Annotated in this window: 17 protein-coding genes; 15 read left to right on the top strand and 2 right to left on the bottom strand. The window is 65.2% G+C overall.

Annotation, left to right across the window (positions count from 1 at the left end):
- The first annotated feature begins 3 nt into the window (after positions 1-3).
- From HMPREF0326_RS06930 to HMPREF0326_RS06915, 4 genes are all read left to right on the top strand, one after another.
- On the top strand, positions 4-834 hold the full coding sequence (locus tag HMPREF0326_RS06930; protein ID WP_008685342.1) for a metal ABC transporter substrate-binding protein: 831 nt from the start codon (positions 4-6) through the stop codon (positions 832-834).
- On the top strand, positions 809-1,627 hold the full coding sequence (locus HMPREF0326_RS06925; RefSeq protein WP_008685340.1) for a metal ABC transporter ATP-binding protein: 819 nt from the start codon (positions 809-811) through the stop codon (positions 1,625-1,627). Before HMPREF0326_RS06930 ends, HMPREF0326_RS06925 begins: the two co-directional genes overlap by 26 nt.
- A gap of 177 nt (positions 1,628-1,804) precedes the next feature.
- Positions 1,805-2,620 (top strand): metal ABC transporter permease, encoded by an 816-nt coding sequence (locus tag HMPREF0326_RS06920; protein ID WP_008685338.1) that lies wholly within the window; start codon positions 1,805-1,807, stop codon positions 2,618-2,620.
- Positions 2,617-3,567: an energy transducer TonB gene (locus HMPREF0326_RS06915; protein WP_008685336.1), complete on the top strand. Its 951-nt coding sequence runs from the start codon at positions 2,617-2,619 to the stop codon at positions 3,565-3,567. Before HMPREF0326_RS06920 ends, HMPREF0326_RS06915 begins: the two co-directional genes overlap by 4 nt.
- Positions 3,568-3,643: 76 nt before the next feature.
- Here the strand turns inward: HMPREF0326_RS06915 and HMPREF0326_RS06910 are convergent, their stop codons facing one another.
- Positions 3,644-5,902 (bottom strand): STT3 domain-containing protein, encoded by a 2,259-nt coding sequence (locus HMPREF0326_RS06910; RefSeq protein WP_008685334.1) that lies wholly within the window; start codon positions 5,900-5,902, stop codon positions 3,644-3,646.
- Positions 5,890-6,627, bottom strand: a complete 738-nt coding sequence (locus HMPREF0326_RS06905) for a 16S rRNA (guanine(527)-N(7))-methyltransferase RsmG (RefSeq protein WP_020990361.1) — start codon at positions 6,625-6,627, stop codon at positions 5,890-5,892. Before HMPREF0326_RS06905 ends, HMPREF0326_RS06910 begins: the two co-directional genes overlap by 13 nt.
- On the opposite strand from HMPREF0326_RS06905, the gene HMPREF0326_RS16715 reads away from it, so the two are divergent.
- The 11 genes from HMPREF0326_RS16715 (at position 6,626) to HMPREF0326_RS06855 (ending at position 16,001) form a co-directional block, all read left to right on the top strand.
- Positions 6,626-6,961 (top strand): hypothetical protein, encoded by a 336-nt coding sequence (locus tag HMPREF0326_RS16715; protein ID WP_147568384.1) that lies wholly within the window; start codon positions 6,626-6,628, stop codon positions 6,959-6,961. The two genes, HMPREF0326_RS06905 and HMPREF0326_RS16715, sit on opposite strands and share 2 nt — an antisense overlap.
- Before the next feature lie 111 nt (positions 6,962-7,072).
- Positions 7,073-8,017, top strand: coding sequence for an ACP S-malonyltransferase (locus HMPREF0326_RS06900; RefSeq protein WP_008685330.1), 945 nt, complete (start codon positions 7,073-7,075; stop codon positions 8,015-8,017).
- A 24-nt stretch (positions 8,018-8,041) separates the two neighbouring features.
- Positions 8,042-9,697 carry an arginine--tRNA ligase gene (argS, locus tag HMPREF0326_RS06895; RefSeq protein WP_008685329.1) on the top strand — a complete coding sequence of 552 codons (1,656 nt, stop codon included), beginning with the start codon at positions 8,042-8,044 and terminating at the stop codon, positions 9,695-9,697.
- Between the two features lie 39 nt (positions 9,698-9,736).
- Positions 9,737-10,588, top strand: coding sequence for an SPOR domain-containing protein (locus HMPREF0326_RS06890; protein ID WP_020990359.1), 852 nt, complete (start codon positions 9,737-9,739; stop codon positions 10,586-10,588).
- 8 nt (positions 10,589-10,596) lie between these two features.
- A complete protein-coding gene (locus tag HMPREF0326_RS06885) occupies positions 10,597-11,400 on the top strand; it encodes an MlaE family ABC transporter permease (RefSeq protein ID WP_008685327.1) in 804 nt (267 codons plus the stop codon).
- An 8-nt stretch (positions 11,401-11,408) separates the two neighbouring features.
- Complete coding sequence (locus HMPREF0326_RS06880; protein ID WP_008685326.1) at positions 11,409-12,224, top strand: ABC transporter ATP-binding protein; 816 nt, start codon at positions 11,409-11,411, stop codon at positions 12,222-12,224.
- Positions 12,225-12,555: 331 nt separating this feature from the next.
- Positions 12,556-12,819: a hypothetical protein gene (locus HMPREF0326_RS16710; RefSeq protein WP_156896230.1), complete on the top strand. Its 264-nt coding sequence runs from the start codon at positions 12,556-12,558 to the stop codon at positions 12,817-12,819.
- A 135-nt stretch (positions 12,820-12,954) separates the two neighbouring features.
- Complete coding sequence (mlaD, locus tag HMPREF0326_RS06870) at positions 12,955-13,404, top strand: outer membrane lipid asymmetry maintenance protein MlaD (protein ID WP_008685324.1); 450 nt, start codon at positions 12,955-12,957, stop codon at positions 13,402-13,404.
- A 1-nt stretch (position 13,405) separates the two neighbouring features.
- Complete coding sequence (locus HMPREF0326_RS06865) at positions 13,406-14,062, top strand: MlaC/ttg2D family ABC transporter substrate-binding protein (protein ID WP_008685323.1); 657 nt, start codon at positions 13,406-13,408, stop codon at positions 14,060-14,062.
- The gene (locus tag HMPREF0326_RS06860) at positions 14,052-14,924 is read left to right on the top strand and encodes an MlaA family lipoprotein (RefSeq protein ID WP_020990358.1); all 873 of its coding nucleotides are present in this window, start codon (positions 14,052-14,054) and stop codon (positions 14,922-14,924) included. Before HMPREF0326_RS06865 ends, HMPREF0326_RS06860 begins: the two co-directional genes overlap by 11 nt.
- A gap of 66 nt (positions 14,925-14,990) precedes the next feature.
- A complete protein-coding gene (locus HMPREF0326_RS06855) occupies positions 14,991-16,001 on the top strand; it encodes an ABC transporter ATP-binding protein (RefSeq protein ID WP_008685321.1) in 1,011 nt (336 codons plus the stop codon).
- The last annotated feature ends 70 nt before the right edge of the window (positions 16,002-16,071 follow it).

The following is a 16,071-nucleotide window of genomic DNA, read 5'->3' as shown; positions in this document are numbered from 1 at the left end:
GACATGCGGGTCACTTCCATTCTTTCCCCGGTTTTCCTGCTGTGCGCGACCCTGGCCGTCTTTCTGGCGACGGCTGCGTCCCCGCAGGCCCGGTCACTGAAAATCATCGCCGGTACGTCGCTCATTGAGGACATCGCCAGAGATCTCACGGCCGGAGAAAGCGAAATCCTCACCATTATCCAGGGTTCCAGCTGTCCCGGCCATGAAAACGCCAAAACCTCGGACTTCGTTTTCGCGGCCAAGGCCGACCTTCTGCTGATCCATACCTTTCAGAGCCGCATGCCGCAGATCACGGGCATGCTGGAGGCCATCGACAACCGGCGACTGCGCGTGACGGCGCTGGGTCCGCACGGGAGCTGGCTGGTGCCGAAAAACCAAAAGGAGGCCGTGCGCCGCATTGCCGCCGCGCTGATCGACATTGCCCCGGATCAGGCCCCTGCGGTGGAACAGCGCATGCGCCGACGCCTGGAGCGGGTGGATGGCGCTGCTGCCGCATGCGGGCGCATGCTCGCGCCCGTACGGGGCAAGGCCGTGCTGGCCGCTGAAATGCAGGCGGAATTCGCCCGCTGGGCCGGGCTGGACGTGCTGCGGACCTACGGCCGGGCCGAAGACCTCAGCGCCGGTAATCTGGCCGGCCTGCTGGACAACGTGCGTGACAAAAACGTGCGCGGCGTGATCGACAACCTGCAGAGCGGCGCGGACGCGGGCCTGCCCCTGGCACTGGAGCTGAAGGTGCCGCATCTCGTGCTGTCCAATTTCCCCGGCTCCGCCCCGGACGTGCCGGATTACTTCAGCCTGCTGCGCGCCAATGCGGAACAGCTCGCACGGCTGTAACACGGCAGCCGCCGCCCGGCCCCGCGCTCTGGCCCGTCTGATCGGGGTGGACGTCAGATTCGGCCCGCGCCGCGTACTGCGCGACATCACACTCGAAGTCGCGCCCGGCGACTTCTGGACTCTGATCGGCCCCAACGGCGCGGGCAAGTCCACCCTGCTGGGGCTGTTCAACGGCCTGACGCCCTGCTCCACGGGCCGCGCGGAGTATGCGGGCCTGCCGGTGACGCCCAAAACCGCGCCCGCCGTCCGTCTGAAAATCGCCCACGTTTTCCAGACCTCGGACCTTGACCCCAAGATGCCGCTCTCGGTCTTTGAATCCGTGCTGGGCGGCACCTACGGCCGCCTCGGCCTGTTCAGGCGACCCGGCCCGAGGGAAAAGGACCTGGCCATGCACGCCCTGGAAACCGTGGGGCTGGCCGATCTGGCGGGCCGTCCCATCGGCCACCTGTCCGGCGGCGAGCGCCAGCGTACGGCCCTGGCCCGCGCTCTGGCCCAGGAGCCGGAACTGATTTTGCTGGATGAGCCCACCGCCGCCTTGGACTGGCAGGCCCAGAGGGATATTCTCAACGCCGTTGCCGCCCTGCGACGGGACTTTGCGCTGACTGTCTTTATGGTGACCCATGACCTCAACGCGGTCTTCAATCTGGCCCGAAAGGTCGCCATGCTGCGCGAAGGGCGGCTGATCTGGCAAGGCGACGTCAAGGACGCCATGCAGCCGGAACTGCTCAGTTCCCTGTACGGCGTGCCCATCGCCATCGCCGACTGCAACGGCCGCAAGGCAGCGCTTTTTTAGGGCAATTCACCGTTAAACAGGCGAATTGCCCTGGCGGCCGCGAGAGTCGAAGCATGCGGCCGACGTAACGTTTAAAATATTCTACAAGGCTTTCAGGCAAATCCTTGCCCGAGCAGCCGGAGACGGCATTACTCGCCGTTAAGCCCATTTGAAGTGTTGATTGCTGTTGGAGGCGCTTTGGAATCCTTCCTGAGCTATGAATTCCTGCAACGGGCCCTGCTCATGGCCCTGCTGGGCGGCGGCGTGTGCGGGGCCATGGGCGTCTTTGTGGTGCTCTGGCGCATGAGCCTTGTAGGCATGTGCATATCCCACGCGGCCTTTGCCGGAGCTCTGCTGGGCCTCTGGCTCGGCCTGCCGCCTCTGGCCGGAGGCTTGGCCGCCAGCCTGGGCGCGGCCTCAGCCGTGGGTCCGCTGGCCGAGCGTCCCGGCTTCAGTCTGGATACGGCCATGGGCGTGATCTTTTCCGTGGTCATGAGCCTGGCCATGCTGGCCCTTGGCTTGCTGCCCGGCGCGCGGACCGAGGGCTTGAGCCTGATCTGGGGCAGCCTGCTCACCGTGACCCGCCTTGATCTGGCGCTTATGGGCGGCACGGCCTTGCTGCTCTTTGCCTTCATCTTTGTATTTTTCAAAGAAATCCAGGCCATCATCGGCCAGAAGCAGGCGGCGCTGGCCTCCGGCATTCCGGTCCGTAAAATCCGCTACGCCAGCCTGATTCTCATGGGGCTGGTGGTGGCCTTTGCCCTCAAGGCCATCGGCGGCCTGCTGATCTTCTCGCTTATCGTCACTCCGGCGGCCACGGCCCTGCAACTGACCTACAGCCTGCGCCGCATGTTCATTCTGGCGGCCCTGCTGGGCGCGGCGGCTTCGGCGGCGGGGCTCTGGTTCTCCTTCCATTTCTCCGTGCCGCCCGGTGCGGCCATTGTACTGACTGCCGCCGCTTTTCTGCTGGCCGCCATCCTGCTCTCTCCCAAAAAACGCGGAAAAACGGCGTGAAACACGGGGAAATCCAGGCGGCACAAGTCAGCCGGGACGGCCTGCCCCCAGTCTGGGACGGACATCAGGCACCCGCGCCGGTTCCGGGCACGCGAAACGCGGCGCTTGCGTTCCCGCCCGCCCGGCCGCGCGGTCCGGGCCGCGCCTGGAAAGGCTGGCTGCTTTCCTGCTGCCTGCATTTCTGCCTGCTGGGCGGCATTCTGGCCTTCGCCGCATATCAGGTGGAGAAAGAAGAACCGGTCTATCGGGTTGCTCTGGTCGCCCTCGGCGACATGAGCCCTGCGGGAACAGGCGCGGGACTGCCGGGAGGCACAAGAGGCGGTGCGCCGGACACCGCACCCGTCCAGGACCCCGGTCCCCCGCCCGCTCCGGCGGCCGAACCCGCCGCCGGTAAAAACGCAGTGACGCATAAAAGCGCGGATACGCCGCACCCGGTTGCGCCCGCAAAAACACGCTCTCCCGGAAAGGCCGCCGGGAAAAACGAAAAAAGGCCCACAGCGCCCCCCCAGGAACGGATGCCATCTCCCGCCGGGCCGTTGACGCCGCAGGCATCAGGCGGCCAAGCCGCGACCGTACCGGCAGGTTCCGCCGGGACGGGTACGCGGCACGACACGGCGGCCAGCAGCGCGGGCACAGGCGGAAGCGGAGGTTCCGGGCTTTACATGCCGGGACAACTGGACCATCTGCCGTCCGTGCTGCGGCCCGCCAAACCGGACTATCCTCCGGACGCCAAAAAGAAAAGGATTGAAGGCCGCGTGGTCGTGCGCCTGATTGTGGACAGCACGGGCCGCCCGACGGAATGCGCCGTCCATGCCGCCGAGCCGTCAGGCTACTTTGAGGAAGCTGCGCTCGGCGCCGCGCGCAAAACGCGTTTTATCCCCGGCAAAAAAAACGGACGGCCGGTGAGGACCCTGGTATTGCTGCCGTTCGCCTTCCGCCTGCGCTAGGATCTGTTTCCGGCTTGTCCTTTCGCCCTCTGCCCGCGTCAAGCGCCTTCCGCGCGAAAGTAGTTTCCGGACGACCTCAGAGCACCTCGTAAATCCGGGCAAAGACATTGTCGTAAACCAGCTTGAAGTAGGGCGAGAAGCGCGGATCCTGCGGGTCGCCCACCAGCAGCTGGACCATCAGCGAATTGTACAGGCCCTGATCCACGGCCAGTTTTTCGTCCGTGACCCGATTAAAGAGGAAGTTCACGTTCCGCCGCCCGGACAGAAATTCCTTCTGCTCCTCGGGCGTGGCCTTGGGGTGGGCGTCGAACCATTCCTGCACGTAATTGCGGCGGGTCACGCCCGTTTCCTCGAACACGCTGATCGACGAAGGGTAAATGGTGCTGGTGCTGCCCTCCAGACGCACTTCGCCCGTGTCTAGGCGGTAGGCCAGCGCCTGCGGCACAATGGACAGCGCGCCGCCCTCGCCCTGGCGGGTCACGAAATTCCAGTTGCCGAAATTGCTGATCCAGAAGCCCAGGCGCAGCATTTCAAAGCTGACCACCACAAAAAGCCGCCCCTTGGCTTCCACCAGCGGGGTCTCCGGCGAGCGCAGCTTGTCCATGAGGGCCTGGGCCGCCCGGCCGTCCAGGCCTTCAAAGACATTCCCCGGCTCGTTGCCCATCTTGGCCGTGTAGCGGATCAGCTGCCTGGCGAAGCGCGCGTTGTCCGTGGCAAAGACCGCGGCGGGCAGGTAGAGCGAAGGCCCAGCGTGCTGCGCGCCGTCCGCGATGGTCGAGCGCCGCGCGAAATGGTGGGCAGCATAGCCCCAGTCCCACCAGAGCCAGAGCTTGGCGTCCTCGGGGGTCATGGTCCGGGCGCGGGTCAGCGCCTCGGCGTGGCGGCGGTTGATTATGGGCCCCTGGGAGATGGCCTGGATCATATCCGCGAAAGGAGCCACAAGCAGGGCCAGCAGAATACAGGAGGTCGCCGCGCCCGCCACGGCCCCGCGCAGATCGGCGCGCAGCAGGCGCTGCAGCAGCCAGTACAGGGGCAGGGTCAGGCCCACGGCCACCACCGGAGCGCCGAACATGACCATCCGGCCGCCCAGCTTGGTGCTCAGCAGGCCCAAGGCCGCCAGGGGCAGCAGAAAAAGCGCGCCGGGCCGCCGGAAAAGCACCAGGACAAAACCGGCCAGGCCAACGACGGCGGCTTCCATCCAGGGATGGAAATAGGGGAAGAGCGCCGCGAAGCTCAGATCCTGCACTTCAATAATGGACTGGGCCACCGAGGGATAGACCAGGCTCATGCCCTCGCCCGTGCTTCTCACGTCGCCGCTGTGCTTGAGATAAGCGTTGGCATGATTGATCAGGGTGGTCAGGATTTCGCCCTGCACCAGCAGGGCCGCCGCGCCCAGCCAGAGCAGGACCAGGACCAGGGGACGGCAGAGCAGGTGGCGCAGCCCGCGCCCGGCCTTGCTCCCGGCCAGGAGCAGAATCAGGCTGAAACCGAAGCCCGCCGGGCCGCCCAGGGTGGGCAGGGCGTAAGCCAGCCCGCCCAGCAGCAGAATGCCGCGCCGCCCGCGCGGGGCCATGATCAGGGCCATCAAGGCCAGCAACACCACATTGTAACGGATCAGATAGGGAAAAACCGAATGCCATTCCTGGGTCCACCAGGAAATGACGCCCGACGCGCCCAGCAAGAGCACCCACTGCCAGCGCAGGGGATTGCCCAGGCGCTCCAGGTGCGCCTCATCCGCGCCGCGCTCGCCCCAGAGGCGTTGCGCCGCCTTGAGGCCGGATCCCAGGACCAGCCGCCGCAGGATCATCCGCGGCAACAGCATGTAGCGCATGGCCCAGCAGGCCGGAGCCAGGGTCATCAGGAGCGGAAAAAACAGGGTCACCAAGTCGGTATCATAATAGCCCAGCAGGGTGCGGGCCAGAAAACCGGGAGCCAGAGAGGTGATCAGCCCGGCGGCCACGCCCGCCTCCATGCTGCCCAGGGCCCAGACCCAGGCGAAGACGATCACCGCCACCAGGCTTGCCAGCACCGCCGGGAACCAGAAGGCCACGGCGGCCGGATAGGTATGCAGGGTCTGGGCCATGAGCCGCAGCATCTCGGCCATGGGATGCCCCACGCCCAGACCGAAACCCTCGGCGGCGGCCACCCAATGGTAGGCGTCGTGGGTTGCCAGCAGCCATTCGCTGCCCAGGCGGTATTCCGGATTCTGCCAGCAGGGCCACTCCATCATGCGCAGGCCGAAAGCCAGTCCCAAGGTCAGCAGGCCCCAGAACAGGCCCCGCAGCCAGTAGTGAGGCGCGTCCTGCCGCGCGCCGGACGCGCCTACCCCAGGCACGGCCCGTCTTCCCCGACCCGTTCGGTCCGCTCGGCCAATACGGGTTCAACGGCTTTTCCTGTCCCGCCGGAGATGTCCCCCGACGGGCTCAGTGCCCAGAACCAGCGTCCGCTGCCCGCCGCCGCATAGGAGCGCACGCCCGCCAGCCGCCAGGGCGCGGGCAGACGTTCGGGCGCGGGAGTCAGCGCCAGGATGACCAGCACTCCCTCGGGCCGCAGCCGGGGCAGGGTCAGCTCAAGCAATTCGGGCCAGGGCATGAAGGCCCGGCTCACAATGCAGTCCGCCTGATAATACTGGCCCTGAAAAAAATGCTCCACCGAACCGCGAAACACATGGGTGGCGGACAACTGCAGGCGGGCAAGGATGCTGGACAGAAACAGGGCGCGCCTTTCGCGCACTTCCACCATATAATAGCCGCCCCTGGTCCAGGCCATGCGCAGGGGAATGCCGGGCAAACCCGCGCCGGAGCCCAGATCCCAGCTCAAGGGCTCTTCCGGCAGGGGCAGTTCCTCCAGAAAGGACGCCAGATGAAAGCTGTCGGCCACCAGGCGGGCCAGGATGTCCTGCCAGGAGCGCGCGCCCACCAGGTTCATGGCCGCGTTCCACCGGCACAACATTTCCAGATAGACGGCCAGCGGCTCCAGAGCCGCCGAGGGTACGTCCGCGCCCGTGGCCGCCGCGAGCCGGGCCAATTCCTTTCTGTCCACCGTCTGCTGCTCTTGCATGATCTTCATCTCCGCATTCACCGGCGGATGCGCCGGGCTTTCAGTCATATCCCCGGCAAGCGGGACTTGCAAGCCCCGCCCCGATAACGTAAAAAAAGCAATTCAACAGCCCGATGCGCATCCCGCGACGGCGGAGCCGACAGGCGGGGAGGCGCAAAAATCAGCGGCTGACGACAGCAACGATAGGCTGAAGGCAGCGTCAGCTTTGAAATCGGCACAATTTCAACGCGAATCTGCTCCAGGGCCTGTTGACACTACCGGGATTTTGTTTGCCGACAAGGAGAACAAGCCTTTTATGAAAGGAGTGTACTCTTCTGGCACTCGACTGGAATAAAAGGCGAAGTTCGACAAAATCAGCGGGCAAAAGAATGTAGCGTCAACACGCCCTAGTCGCCTTGACGTCGGCACCACTTGAGTTCACACGCCCTTTGGAGAGAACGCACTTATGACGCAACCTGTTCTGCTTTTTCCCGGCCAGGGCTCGCAGGAGCCCGGCATGGGCCGCGATCTGGCCGAGGCCTCGTCCGAGGCCATGAACCTCTGGAAGCAGGCCGAGCGCATCAGCGGCCTGCCCCTGCGCGAAATTTACTGGGAGGGCGACGAGGCCGCCATGAGCGACACCCGCGCCCTGCAACCGGCCCTGACCGTGGTCAACTGCAACCTCTGGCGGGAAGCGGCCGGGCGCGTCAGCCCCTGTGGGGCCGCCGGGCACAGCCTGGGCGAGTTCAGCGCCCTGGCGGCGGCGGGCGTGCTCTCGCCGGAAAACGTGCTGGAAATCACGGCCCTGCGCGGCCGTCTGATGGCCGAGGCCGACCCGGAGGGCAAGGGAGGCATGGCCGCCCTGCTCAAGCTGGATGAGCCGCGCGTGGCGGAAATCGTGGCCGAGGCCGCCGCCGAAAGCGGCGAAATGCTGCTCACCGCCAATTACAACACTCCGGCCCAGCTGGTTGTCAGCGGCACCAAGTCCGCCGTGGCCCTGGCCTGTCGAAAGGCCAAGGAGCGCAAGGGGCGCGGCATTGAACTCAAGGTCAGCGGCGCGTTCCACAGCCCCATGATGGAAGAGGCCAATAAAGAGCTGGCCCCCCTGCTGCGCAAGGCCGTCTGGCGGAAGCCGCGTTTTCCGGTTTACTGCAATCAGCACGGCAAAGCCGTGCACGACGGCGAAAGCGCCAGGGAAAGCCTGCTGCGGCAGATGGTTTCGCCCGTGCGCTGGATTGAAACCGTCCGCAACCAATACGCGAACGGAGCGCGCTTCTGGCTGGAGCTGGGTCCCAAGGCCGTACTGGGCAAGATGGTCGCCCCCTGCCTGAACGGCATCGCCGTCGGGAGCGACGCGTTGCGCGTGGAACTGGTCAGCACTCTGGAAAGCCTCACGGCATTCAGCCTGTAATATTTTTAAGGATACGGAAAAGATATGCGCGCCACCGACACCCTGCGCACGGCCCTCGCGGCCATTCTGGAAGAAGAAGGACTGGCCTGGCCGGTCAAAACCGTGATTGAGCCCCCGCGCGATCCCAAACACGGGGATCTCTCCACCAACGCGGCCATGCTGCTGGCCAAGGAAGCCAAGTGCAATCCCCGCGAACTGGCCCAGAAGTTCGCGGCGCGGCTGCTGGAGCGCTGTCCGGACCTGGAAAAGGCCGAGGCCGCCGGACCGGGCTTCTGCAACGTGACCTTCAGCCAGGCGTTCTGGCGGCGCACGGTGCTGGATGTGGAGGCCGCGGGCGGAGCCTACGGCGCGAGCGGCACGGGCGCGGGCCGCAAGGTGCTGCTGGAATACGTCTCGGCCAATCCCACCGGCCCCCTGCATGTGGGACACGGCCGGGGCGCGGCCGTGGGCGACAGCCTGGCCCGGCTGCTGCGCAAGGCCGGATATGCCGTGGATACGGAATATTACATCAACGACGCGGGCCGCCAGATGCGCCTGCTGGGCCTTTCGGTCTGGCTGCGCGTACTGGAGCTGGCCGGGCGTCCGGTGGACTGGCCCGAGGATTACTACCGGGGCGAGTACATCATCGACATCGCGCGCGAGATGCTGGCGGACGATCCCCATCTGCCGGACCTGCCCGAAGCCGAGGGTCAGGAGTGCTGTTACCAGCGGGCCATGAACGAGATCCTGGCGGGCATCAAGGCGGATCTCAACGAGTTCCGGGTGGAGCACCAGCGCTGGTTTTCGGAAAAGACCCTGGTGGAGCGCGGCGCTGTGGACGCGGCCTTTACCGCCCTGGGCCGGTCCGGGTACACTTATGAGAAGGAAAACGCCTTCTGGTTCGCCACGGAACAGCTGGGCGACGACAAGGACCGCGTGCTGAAAAAGTCCGATGGCAGCCTGACCTATTTCGCCACGGACATCGCCTACCACCATGACAAATTCGAACGGGGCTACGACTGGCTCATCGACATCTGGGGCGCGGACCACCACGGCTACGTGCCGCGCATGCGCGCGGCCATTACGGCCATGGGCAGGCCACGCGACAGTTTCGACGTGGTCCTGATCCAGTTGGTCAATCTGCTGCGGGACGGCAAGCCCGTGAGCATGTCCACCCGCGCGGGCACCTTTGAAACCCTGGCCGACGTGCTGCGCGAAGTGGGCGCGGACGCGGCGCGTTTCATGTTCCTCTCGCGCAAGAGCGACAGCCCCCTGGATTTTGATCTGGAGCTGGCCAAGCAGCGCAGCCTGGACAACCCGGTCTATTACGTACAGTACGCCCACGCCCGCATCTGCGCCGTGCTGCGCCGCGCCGGAGAGCGCGGCGTCGGCCTGCCGGAAACCGTCACGGAAGAGATGCTGGCCGGCCTGGACACGCCCGAAGACATGGCCCTGCTGCGCAAGGCCGCCGCGTTCCAGGACATGCTGGCCGCAGCGGCCCGGGCCCTGGCCGCCCACCACGTGAGCCACTATCTGACCGAGCTGGCGGGCCTGCTGCACAGCTACTACGCCAGACATCAGGTGCTGCTCGCCGACGATCAGCCGCGCACCCTGGCCCGTCTGGCCCTGTTGCGCGCCGTGGCCCAGGTGCTGCGCAACGGCCTGGACGTGCTGGGCGTCAGCGCGCCGGAGGCCATGTAATGAATGCCGTCCAAATCGTGTTGCATATCAGGTAAAAGCATGCCCCAGCCCCTACGTAAAAGTTTTCAGAAAAGCGCCTCTTCCGGCGGCAAGCCCCGCCGCTTTACCTTCAGCCTGTCCGGTGTGGCCGTTGCCGCGCTGGGTCTGGTGCTGGTGGCCGCCGTGGGCTGGGCCTTTTTCATGGGTTTCATGGTCGGACGCGGCCAGAATCCGGAAAAAAGCGTGGAGCAGATGACCGGCATGCTCCGGGATGAGCAGGCGCAACCCGCCGCGCCCGCGCCGCAAACAGCCTTGGCCGCCCCAGGCGCGCAAAGCCCGCCGACGGCTCAGCTGGAGCAGGCAGAGCAGCCGGAACAGACGGGGAGCACAGCCGGAACCCCGGCTTCCCCGGCCGACGCGGCGCAAGCCCAACAATCTCCCCAGGCCGCCCCGCAGGCCGCCCCACAGGATGGGTCAGCCTTTCCGTTCAGCCGCCCGCAGGGCGCGGGTCTGGCCGCCTGGGGCATCAACCCGGCCACGCCCGCGCCGGGAGCGGCCGCCGCGCCGTCCTCGCCCCCTCAGAGCCAGCGGGCTGACCCGCGCCAGACCCAGCGCGCACCGGCGGCGCAACCCAAGGCGGCACAGGCCGAACCCTTGTTCGACTACAGTTTTCAGGTGGCCGCGTTCAAGGACAAGGCCGACGCGGACAAGCTGCGCGCCCGCCTGGAAAGCAAAGGCCTGCGCAGCCGCCAGCAGAAGAGCGGCAAGGTGCTGCTGGTGCTGGTCAATCTGCGCGGCACGGAGCTGGATGCCGCCAATCTGCGCGAGGAGCTGCAACGTATGAAACTGGGCAAGCCCATTCTGGCTTCCAAAAAAGCGGTTTCCGGCAAGAGCCGGAAGACCGGACGCTGAGGCGGACCGTGGACGGGCACAGCGCCAAGCCGGGCTTTTTGCGTCTTCTGGGCCGTCCCTGCCTGCGCGGCATTGACGCCGTGGGCGGCATGACCCTGTTCATGCTGGCCGGGCTGGGCCAGATATTCACCAGCGCCAGGATTTTTCCGCGCAGCCTGCAACAGATCTACGTGATCGGCTACAAATCGCTGTTCGTGATTCTGCTGATCGGCATCTTTTGCGGCATGGTGCTGGGCCTGCAGGGCTATTACACCTTGATCCAGTTCGGATCGGTGGGCATGCTGGGCTCGGCCGTGTCCCTGACCCTGATCCGCGAGCTGGGGCCGGTGCTCACGGCCATCATGCTCACCGGGCGGGCGGGATCGTCCATGGCCGCCGAAATCGGGGTCATGCGCATCACGGACCAGATCGACGCCCTGGACGTCATGGACATCAACTCCCTGGGCTATCTGGTCAGCCCGCGTCTGGTAGCCGCGCTGATTTCCTTTCCCCTGCTCACGGCCATTTTCGACGTCATCGGCATTCTCGGCGGCTATCTCACCGGCGTGCTCATGCTGGGCATCAACGAGGGCGCCTATTTTTACCGCATCGCCAGTTCCGTGACCATGACCGACATATCCGGCGGCTTTGTCAAAGCCCTTGTTTTCGGCCTGCTGGTCACCACTGTCTGCTGCCACCAGGGCTACTACACCCACCGCCGCCGCGACAGCGTCGGCCCCGAGGCCGTGGGCAACGCCACCACCTCGGCGGTGGTCATTTCCTGCGTGCTGATCCTGGCCGCGGACTATGTGCTGACATCATTCTTATTGTAGGCGGAAGTATGCAGGCTTGGGACATTGAATTTCACGACTTGAGCGTGGGCTACGGCGAGCACGTGGTGCTGCGCGACATCAACGCCGTGCTGCCCGCGGGCAAGGTTTCCGTCATTCTGGGCGGCTCGGGCGGCGGCAAATCCACCCTGCTGCGGCATATCATCGGCCTTTCGCGGCCGCTGTCCGGCAGCGTGTATTTGGGCGGCCGGGATCTTTTCGCCCTGAACCGCGCGGAATTCCGCCGCGTGCGCCGCCAGATGGGCGTGCTGTTCCAGGACGGCGCGCTGCTGGGCGCGCTCTCCCTGGCCCAGAACGTGGCCCTGCCCCTGAGCGAGCATCTGCGCCTGCCCAAGCCCCTGATCCGCGAGGCGGCCCTGCGCGTGCTGCGCATGGTGGGCCTGGAGGACTTCGCCGACTTTTACCCCAACCAGCTTTCCGGCGGCATGCGCAAGCGCGCGGGCCTGGCCAGGGCCATCATCGCCGAGCCGCGCATTCTGCTCTGCGATGAGCCCACGTCCGGCCTGGACCCGATTACCGCCGCCCGCATGGACGAACTGCTGCACTCCATGCACGAGCAGTACGCCGAAATGACCCTGGTGGTGGTCAGCCACGACCTGGCGAGCCTGCGCGCCATTGCCGACTACGTGCTGGTGCTGCGGGACGGCGGCGCGGTATTCGCGGGCAGCCTGGCCGAACTGGAGGCCAGCCCGGATCCCTATCTGCGGCAATTCCTCAGCCGCGAGGCCGGGGACCAGCGCCTGACCCTGCACCAACCGGCTGATCCCGTAGTGCGGGCGGCCCTGGACAAATGGCTGGCGTCATGACGGCCCCTTCGCCCCCACCCTGCGGAAGACGCGGCTGTCGCGGCATTGAAAGGCGCTGAACCACGGATCTGGTTGAACCGCCCGGCGTCAGGGCGGACGCATCTAAAAAGCCTTTATTCCCCGATAGATCGGGGAACGAACAAAAAGAGGCGAAGCTACCTTTACTCCGCCGGAGCGAAGCGCAGGCGGATGGCTGGTGCCGGGAGAATCCTAAAAAATGCGCTAGCCGTTGCCGCGTCAGCGGCTTGCTTGAGCCGTTCACGGCGAAGCCGTGTTACGGATCAAGACAGCACCGCTACGGATAGCGACAGCGATTTCCTTGGATATAATTTTGCGTAACCAATTGCTGTCTTCATCCGTAGCTTCCTTCGTCGCAACGGCTGAAGCAAGATTTTTGCGTGCCGGCAAGGAAAATGGAGCTTTTTGCGCGGAAACCGACCGGAAGGCGGCCCAAAGGGCCGTGCCCGTTGGCGAGCCGGGCGAGCCTTACGGGCATCGAGAGCAGAGCGTACTCAAGTACATGAGCAGCAAAAAGCGCCAGATGACGCAGCCAGCACACAAAAGGCTGGTTTTGACGGATCATCACGGCAAATAAAAGGCCTGCAAAGCCTGGAATTAGATGCGTCTGCCCTGCGCCCGGCGTCCTGTGGGCTTGAAACTTTGCCGCCGGGCAGATATACTAAAAAAATGTCATGTTCTGTTATGCCGCAGTCTGGAGTCTGAAAAACGCATGAACAGCGTCCGTGAAACCGCCGTGGGCATCTTTGTGCTGCTGGGCCTGATCTGTGTGGCCTACCTGGCCATCAAACTGGGCCGCATGGAATTCTTCGCCAATCAGGGCTTCGAGCTTTCCGCCCGCTTTGATTCCGCCTCGGGCCTGCGGGTGGGCGCGGATGTGGAGCTGGCGGGCGTGCCCGTGGGCCGGGTGGTGGCCATCAGCCTTGACCCCGATCCCCTGCGCACCCAGGCAGTGGTCCATCTGCGCCTGGACAAAAACCTGCGTCTTTCCGACGACAGCATTGCTTCCATTAAAACCAGCGGCCTGATCGGCGACAAATACGTCAGCCTCTCGCGGGGCGGTTCAGAAAAAACGATCCCGCCCGGCGGCACCATCACGGAGACGGAATCTCCGGTGGATCTGGAAACGCTGATCGGTAAATACGCCTTCGGAGGTGTGTAATATGCCCCGTATACCCGCGTTTTCACGCGTTCTTGTTCTGTTCTGCTGCCTGGCTCTGGGCTTGGCCGCTTTCTCCGTCGCGGTCCAGGCTGCGCCCGCGCCCTCCTCGCCTGCCCGCCAGGCGCTGGAAACAGCCACCAATCGCATTCTCGCCAGCATCAAGAATCCCGACTACGTCAATCCGGCAACACGCGGCCCCCTGCGCCAGCAGATTGAGGACGAGGTGCTGCATATCTTCGATTTCGGAGAATTTTCCTCCCGCACGGTGGGCGCGCGCTGGCGCTCTTTCACGCCCCAGCAGCAAAAGCAGTTCAGCGACGCCTTCGCGGATCTGCTGATCAGCACCTATGTGAACAAGATCGACGGCTACAACGGCGAGCAGGTCGTCTATGTGGGCGAGCTCTCCTCGGCCGCGGGCGACCGCACGGAAGTGCGCACCGTCATCACCATGAAGGACGGCAAAAAAGTGCCCGTGGCCTATCGCATGCTGCCCAAGGACGGCGGCTGGCGCGTCTATGACGTGCTGATCGAAAATATCAGCCTGGTAAAGAATTACCGCACCCAGTTTCAGGACATTCTGAACAGCGCGAGTCCGGACCAGCTTATTGAGCGGGTGCGGGCCAAAGCCCAGGAAGTGCGCCAGCAACATGCCCAATAACACGTCCGTATCCCGCTTTGGCGGCCTGCCCTTCCCGGCGGGCCGCCGCGTCGGCCCGGCCCTCTGTTTACTCCTGCTTCTGGCCTGGTCTTGCCCTGCGGCCGTTTCGGCCGCTCCGGCGGACCCGCCCCGCACGCCCTCCACGGTTTACGCCAACAGCCCGTCCCTGGCGCCGGGGGCCATTACCGTGCATCCCTACGGCCAGATGCAGCAGTCCGACAGCCTGGACGACTACGATACGGCCCCGGTGGACAGTATCTCGGACCCCCTGGAGCCCTGGAACCGCTTCTGGTTCCGCTTCAACGACATTTTTTATCTCCATATCGCCAGACCCGCGTATAACGCCTGGGTCTTCATAACTCCCCACCAGCTCCGCAGCGGCCTGAAGAACTTTTTTTCCAATGTGCTGTTCCCCATGCGTTTCGTGAACAATATCCTGCAGTTCCGTTTTCTGGAAGCCGGGGTGGAGTTCGGGCGCTTTTTCATCAACACCACATCCAGCCTGGGTTTCGCGGACGTGGCCAAGGGCAAGAAAACCATTGTGCCCGTGGACCCCTCGGGCGAAGACTTCGGCCAGACCCTCGGGCGCTGGGGCATCGGCCACGGCTTTTACGTGGTCTGGCCCTTTATCGGCCCCAGTTCCGCGCGCGACACCGTGGGCCGGGCGGGCGACCTGTTCACGGACCCCTTTTTCTACGTTTACCCCTGGGAACTGGCCACCAGCTCGGAACTGGCCCTGCGTTTCAACGCCTTGGGCGACGTGCTGCCGCTGTATGAGGACCTGAACAGCGCCGCAGTGGATCCCTATATCGCCATGCGTGAGGCGTATATTAACTTCCGCAATTCCCAGGTCAAACACTGAACGTCGGGATTTGCCCGTTGGCGGCGTCAAATTTCGCAGCGCGTCTCGGTTGCATAAAAGACACTCATGGCGACACCCTCCAGAAATTTTTTCAGCGCCTCCCCTGACGCCGCTCCCCTGCTCCGGCTGGAAGACCTTTCCGTGCACTTCCCCTTTGAGGGACATCTGCTGCCCGCCGTGCGCGACGTGCATCTTGAGCTGCCCCCGGCGGCCATCACCTGCCTGGTGGGCGAATCCGGCTGCGGCAAAAGTCTCACGGCCCGCGCCGTGCTGCGCCTCACGCCGGAAACCGCCGTGCTCGGCGGCCGGGCGCTGCTGCGCGGCGAAGACCTGCTCAGCCTGCCGGAAAAAGAGCTGCGCGGCATCCGGGGCCGCCGCGTGGGCATGATCTTCCAGGAGCCCATGACCTCGCTCAATCCCGTGCTGCGCGTGGGCGAACAGGTGGCCGAGCCCCTGCGCCTGCATCTGGGCATGGGCCGGGCCGAAGCCCGCCGGGAGGCGGAACGCCTCTTCGCGGACGTGGGCATTCCCTCGCCGCACAGCCGCTATGACGACTACCCCCACCAGCTTTCCGGCGGCATGCGCCAGCGGGTGATGATCGCCATGGCTCTGGCCTGCCGCCCCGAACTGCTGCTGGCCGACGAACCCACCACCGCCCTGGACGCCACAATTCAGGGCCAGATATTGCGCCTGATCCTGGACCAGAGCCGCGAGCGCGGCATGGCCGTGCTGCTGATCACCCACGATCTGGGCGTGGTGGCCGAAGTGGCGGACGTGGTAGGCGTCATGTACGCCGGGCGTCTCGTGGAACGCGCCCCGGCGCGCGAGCTTTTCGCCGATCCCCGCCACCCCTACACCAGGGGACTGATGCATTCCGCGCCCAGCCGCCGCTCCATGGGCCTCAGCCGTCTGCCCACCATTCCGGGCAGCGTGCCCTCACTCCAGAACATGCCGCCGGGCTGCCCTTTTCAACCCCGCTGCCCCGAGGCCATGCCCCGTTGCGCCGAGGCCATGCCGCCCTCATTCATACGGGGCGGGCATGCCGTGGCCTGTTGGTTGGCCGACGCCACGGCCTGAGGCCGTCGGACCATAAGAGAGCGTCCTCCCCGACCAAGAAAAGTCTTTCCATGTCGATAAGGAAATATAT

Source organism: Desulfovibrio sp. 3_1_syn3, from assembly GCF_000145315.2.
GTDB classification, from domain to species: Bacteria; Desulfobacterota; Desulfovibrionia; order Desulfovibrionales; family Desulfovibrionaceae; genus Desulfovibrio; species Desulfovibrio fairfieldensis.
Note: the sequence above shows the minus strand (reverse complement) of the source record. Positions and strands in the feature narration are given on the sequence as shown.

Coding starts and splice junctions, on each gene's coding strand:
- HMPREF0326_RS06930 (WP_008685342.1), top strand. CDS start 4: ATGCGGGTCACTTCCATTCTTTCCCCGGTTTTCCTGCTGTGCGCGACC.
- HMPREF0326_RS06925 (WP_008685340.1), top strand. CDS start 809: ATGCGGAACAGCTCGCACGGCTGTAACACGGCAGCCGCCGCCCGGCCC.
- HMPREF0326_RS16715 (WP_147568384.1), top strand. CDS start 6,626: ATGATCTTCATCTCCGCATTCACCGGCGGATGCGCCGGGCTTTCAGTC.
- HMPREF0326_RS06905 (WP_020990361.1), bottom strand. CDS start 6,627: ATGCAAGAGCAGCAGACGGTGGACAGAAAGGAATTGGCCCGGCTCGCG.
- HMPREF0326_RS06900 (WP_008685330.1), top strand. CDS start 7,073: ATGACGCAACCTGTTCTGCTTTTTCCCGGCCAGGGCTCGCAGGAGCCC.
- argS (WP_008685329.1), top strand. CDS start 8,042: ATGCGCGCCACCGACACCCTGCGCACGGCCCTCGCGGCCATTCTGGAA.
- HMPREF0326_RS06890 (WP_020990359.1), top strand. CDS start 9,737: ATGCCCCAGCCCCTACGTAAAAGTTTTCAGAAAAGCGCCTCTTCCGGC.
- HMPREF0326_RS06880 (WP_008685326.1), top strand. CDS start 11,409: ATGCAGGCTTGGGACATTGAATTTCACGACTTGAGCGTGGGCTACGGC.
- mlaD (WP_008685324.1), top strand. CDS start 12,955: ATGAACAGCGTCCGTGAAACCGCCGTGGGCATCTTTGTGCTGCTGGGC.
- HMPREF0326_RS06865 (WP_008685323.1), top strand. CDS start 13,406: ATGCCCCGTATACCCGCGTTTTCACGCGTTCTTGTTCTGTTCTGCTGC.
- HMPREF0326_RS06860 (WP_020990358.1), top strand. CDS start 14,052: ATGCCCAATAACACGTCCGTATCCCGCTTTGGCGGCCTGCCCTTCCCG.
- HMPREF0326_RS06855 (WP_008685321.1), top strand. CDS start 14,991: ATGGCGACACCCTCCAGAAATTTTTTCAGCGCCTCCCCTGACGCCGCT.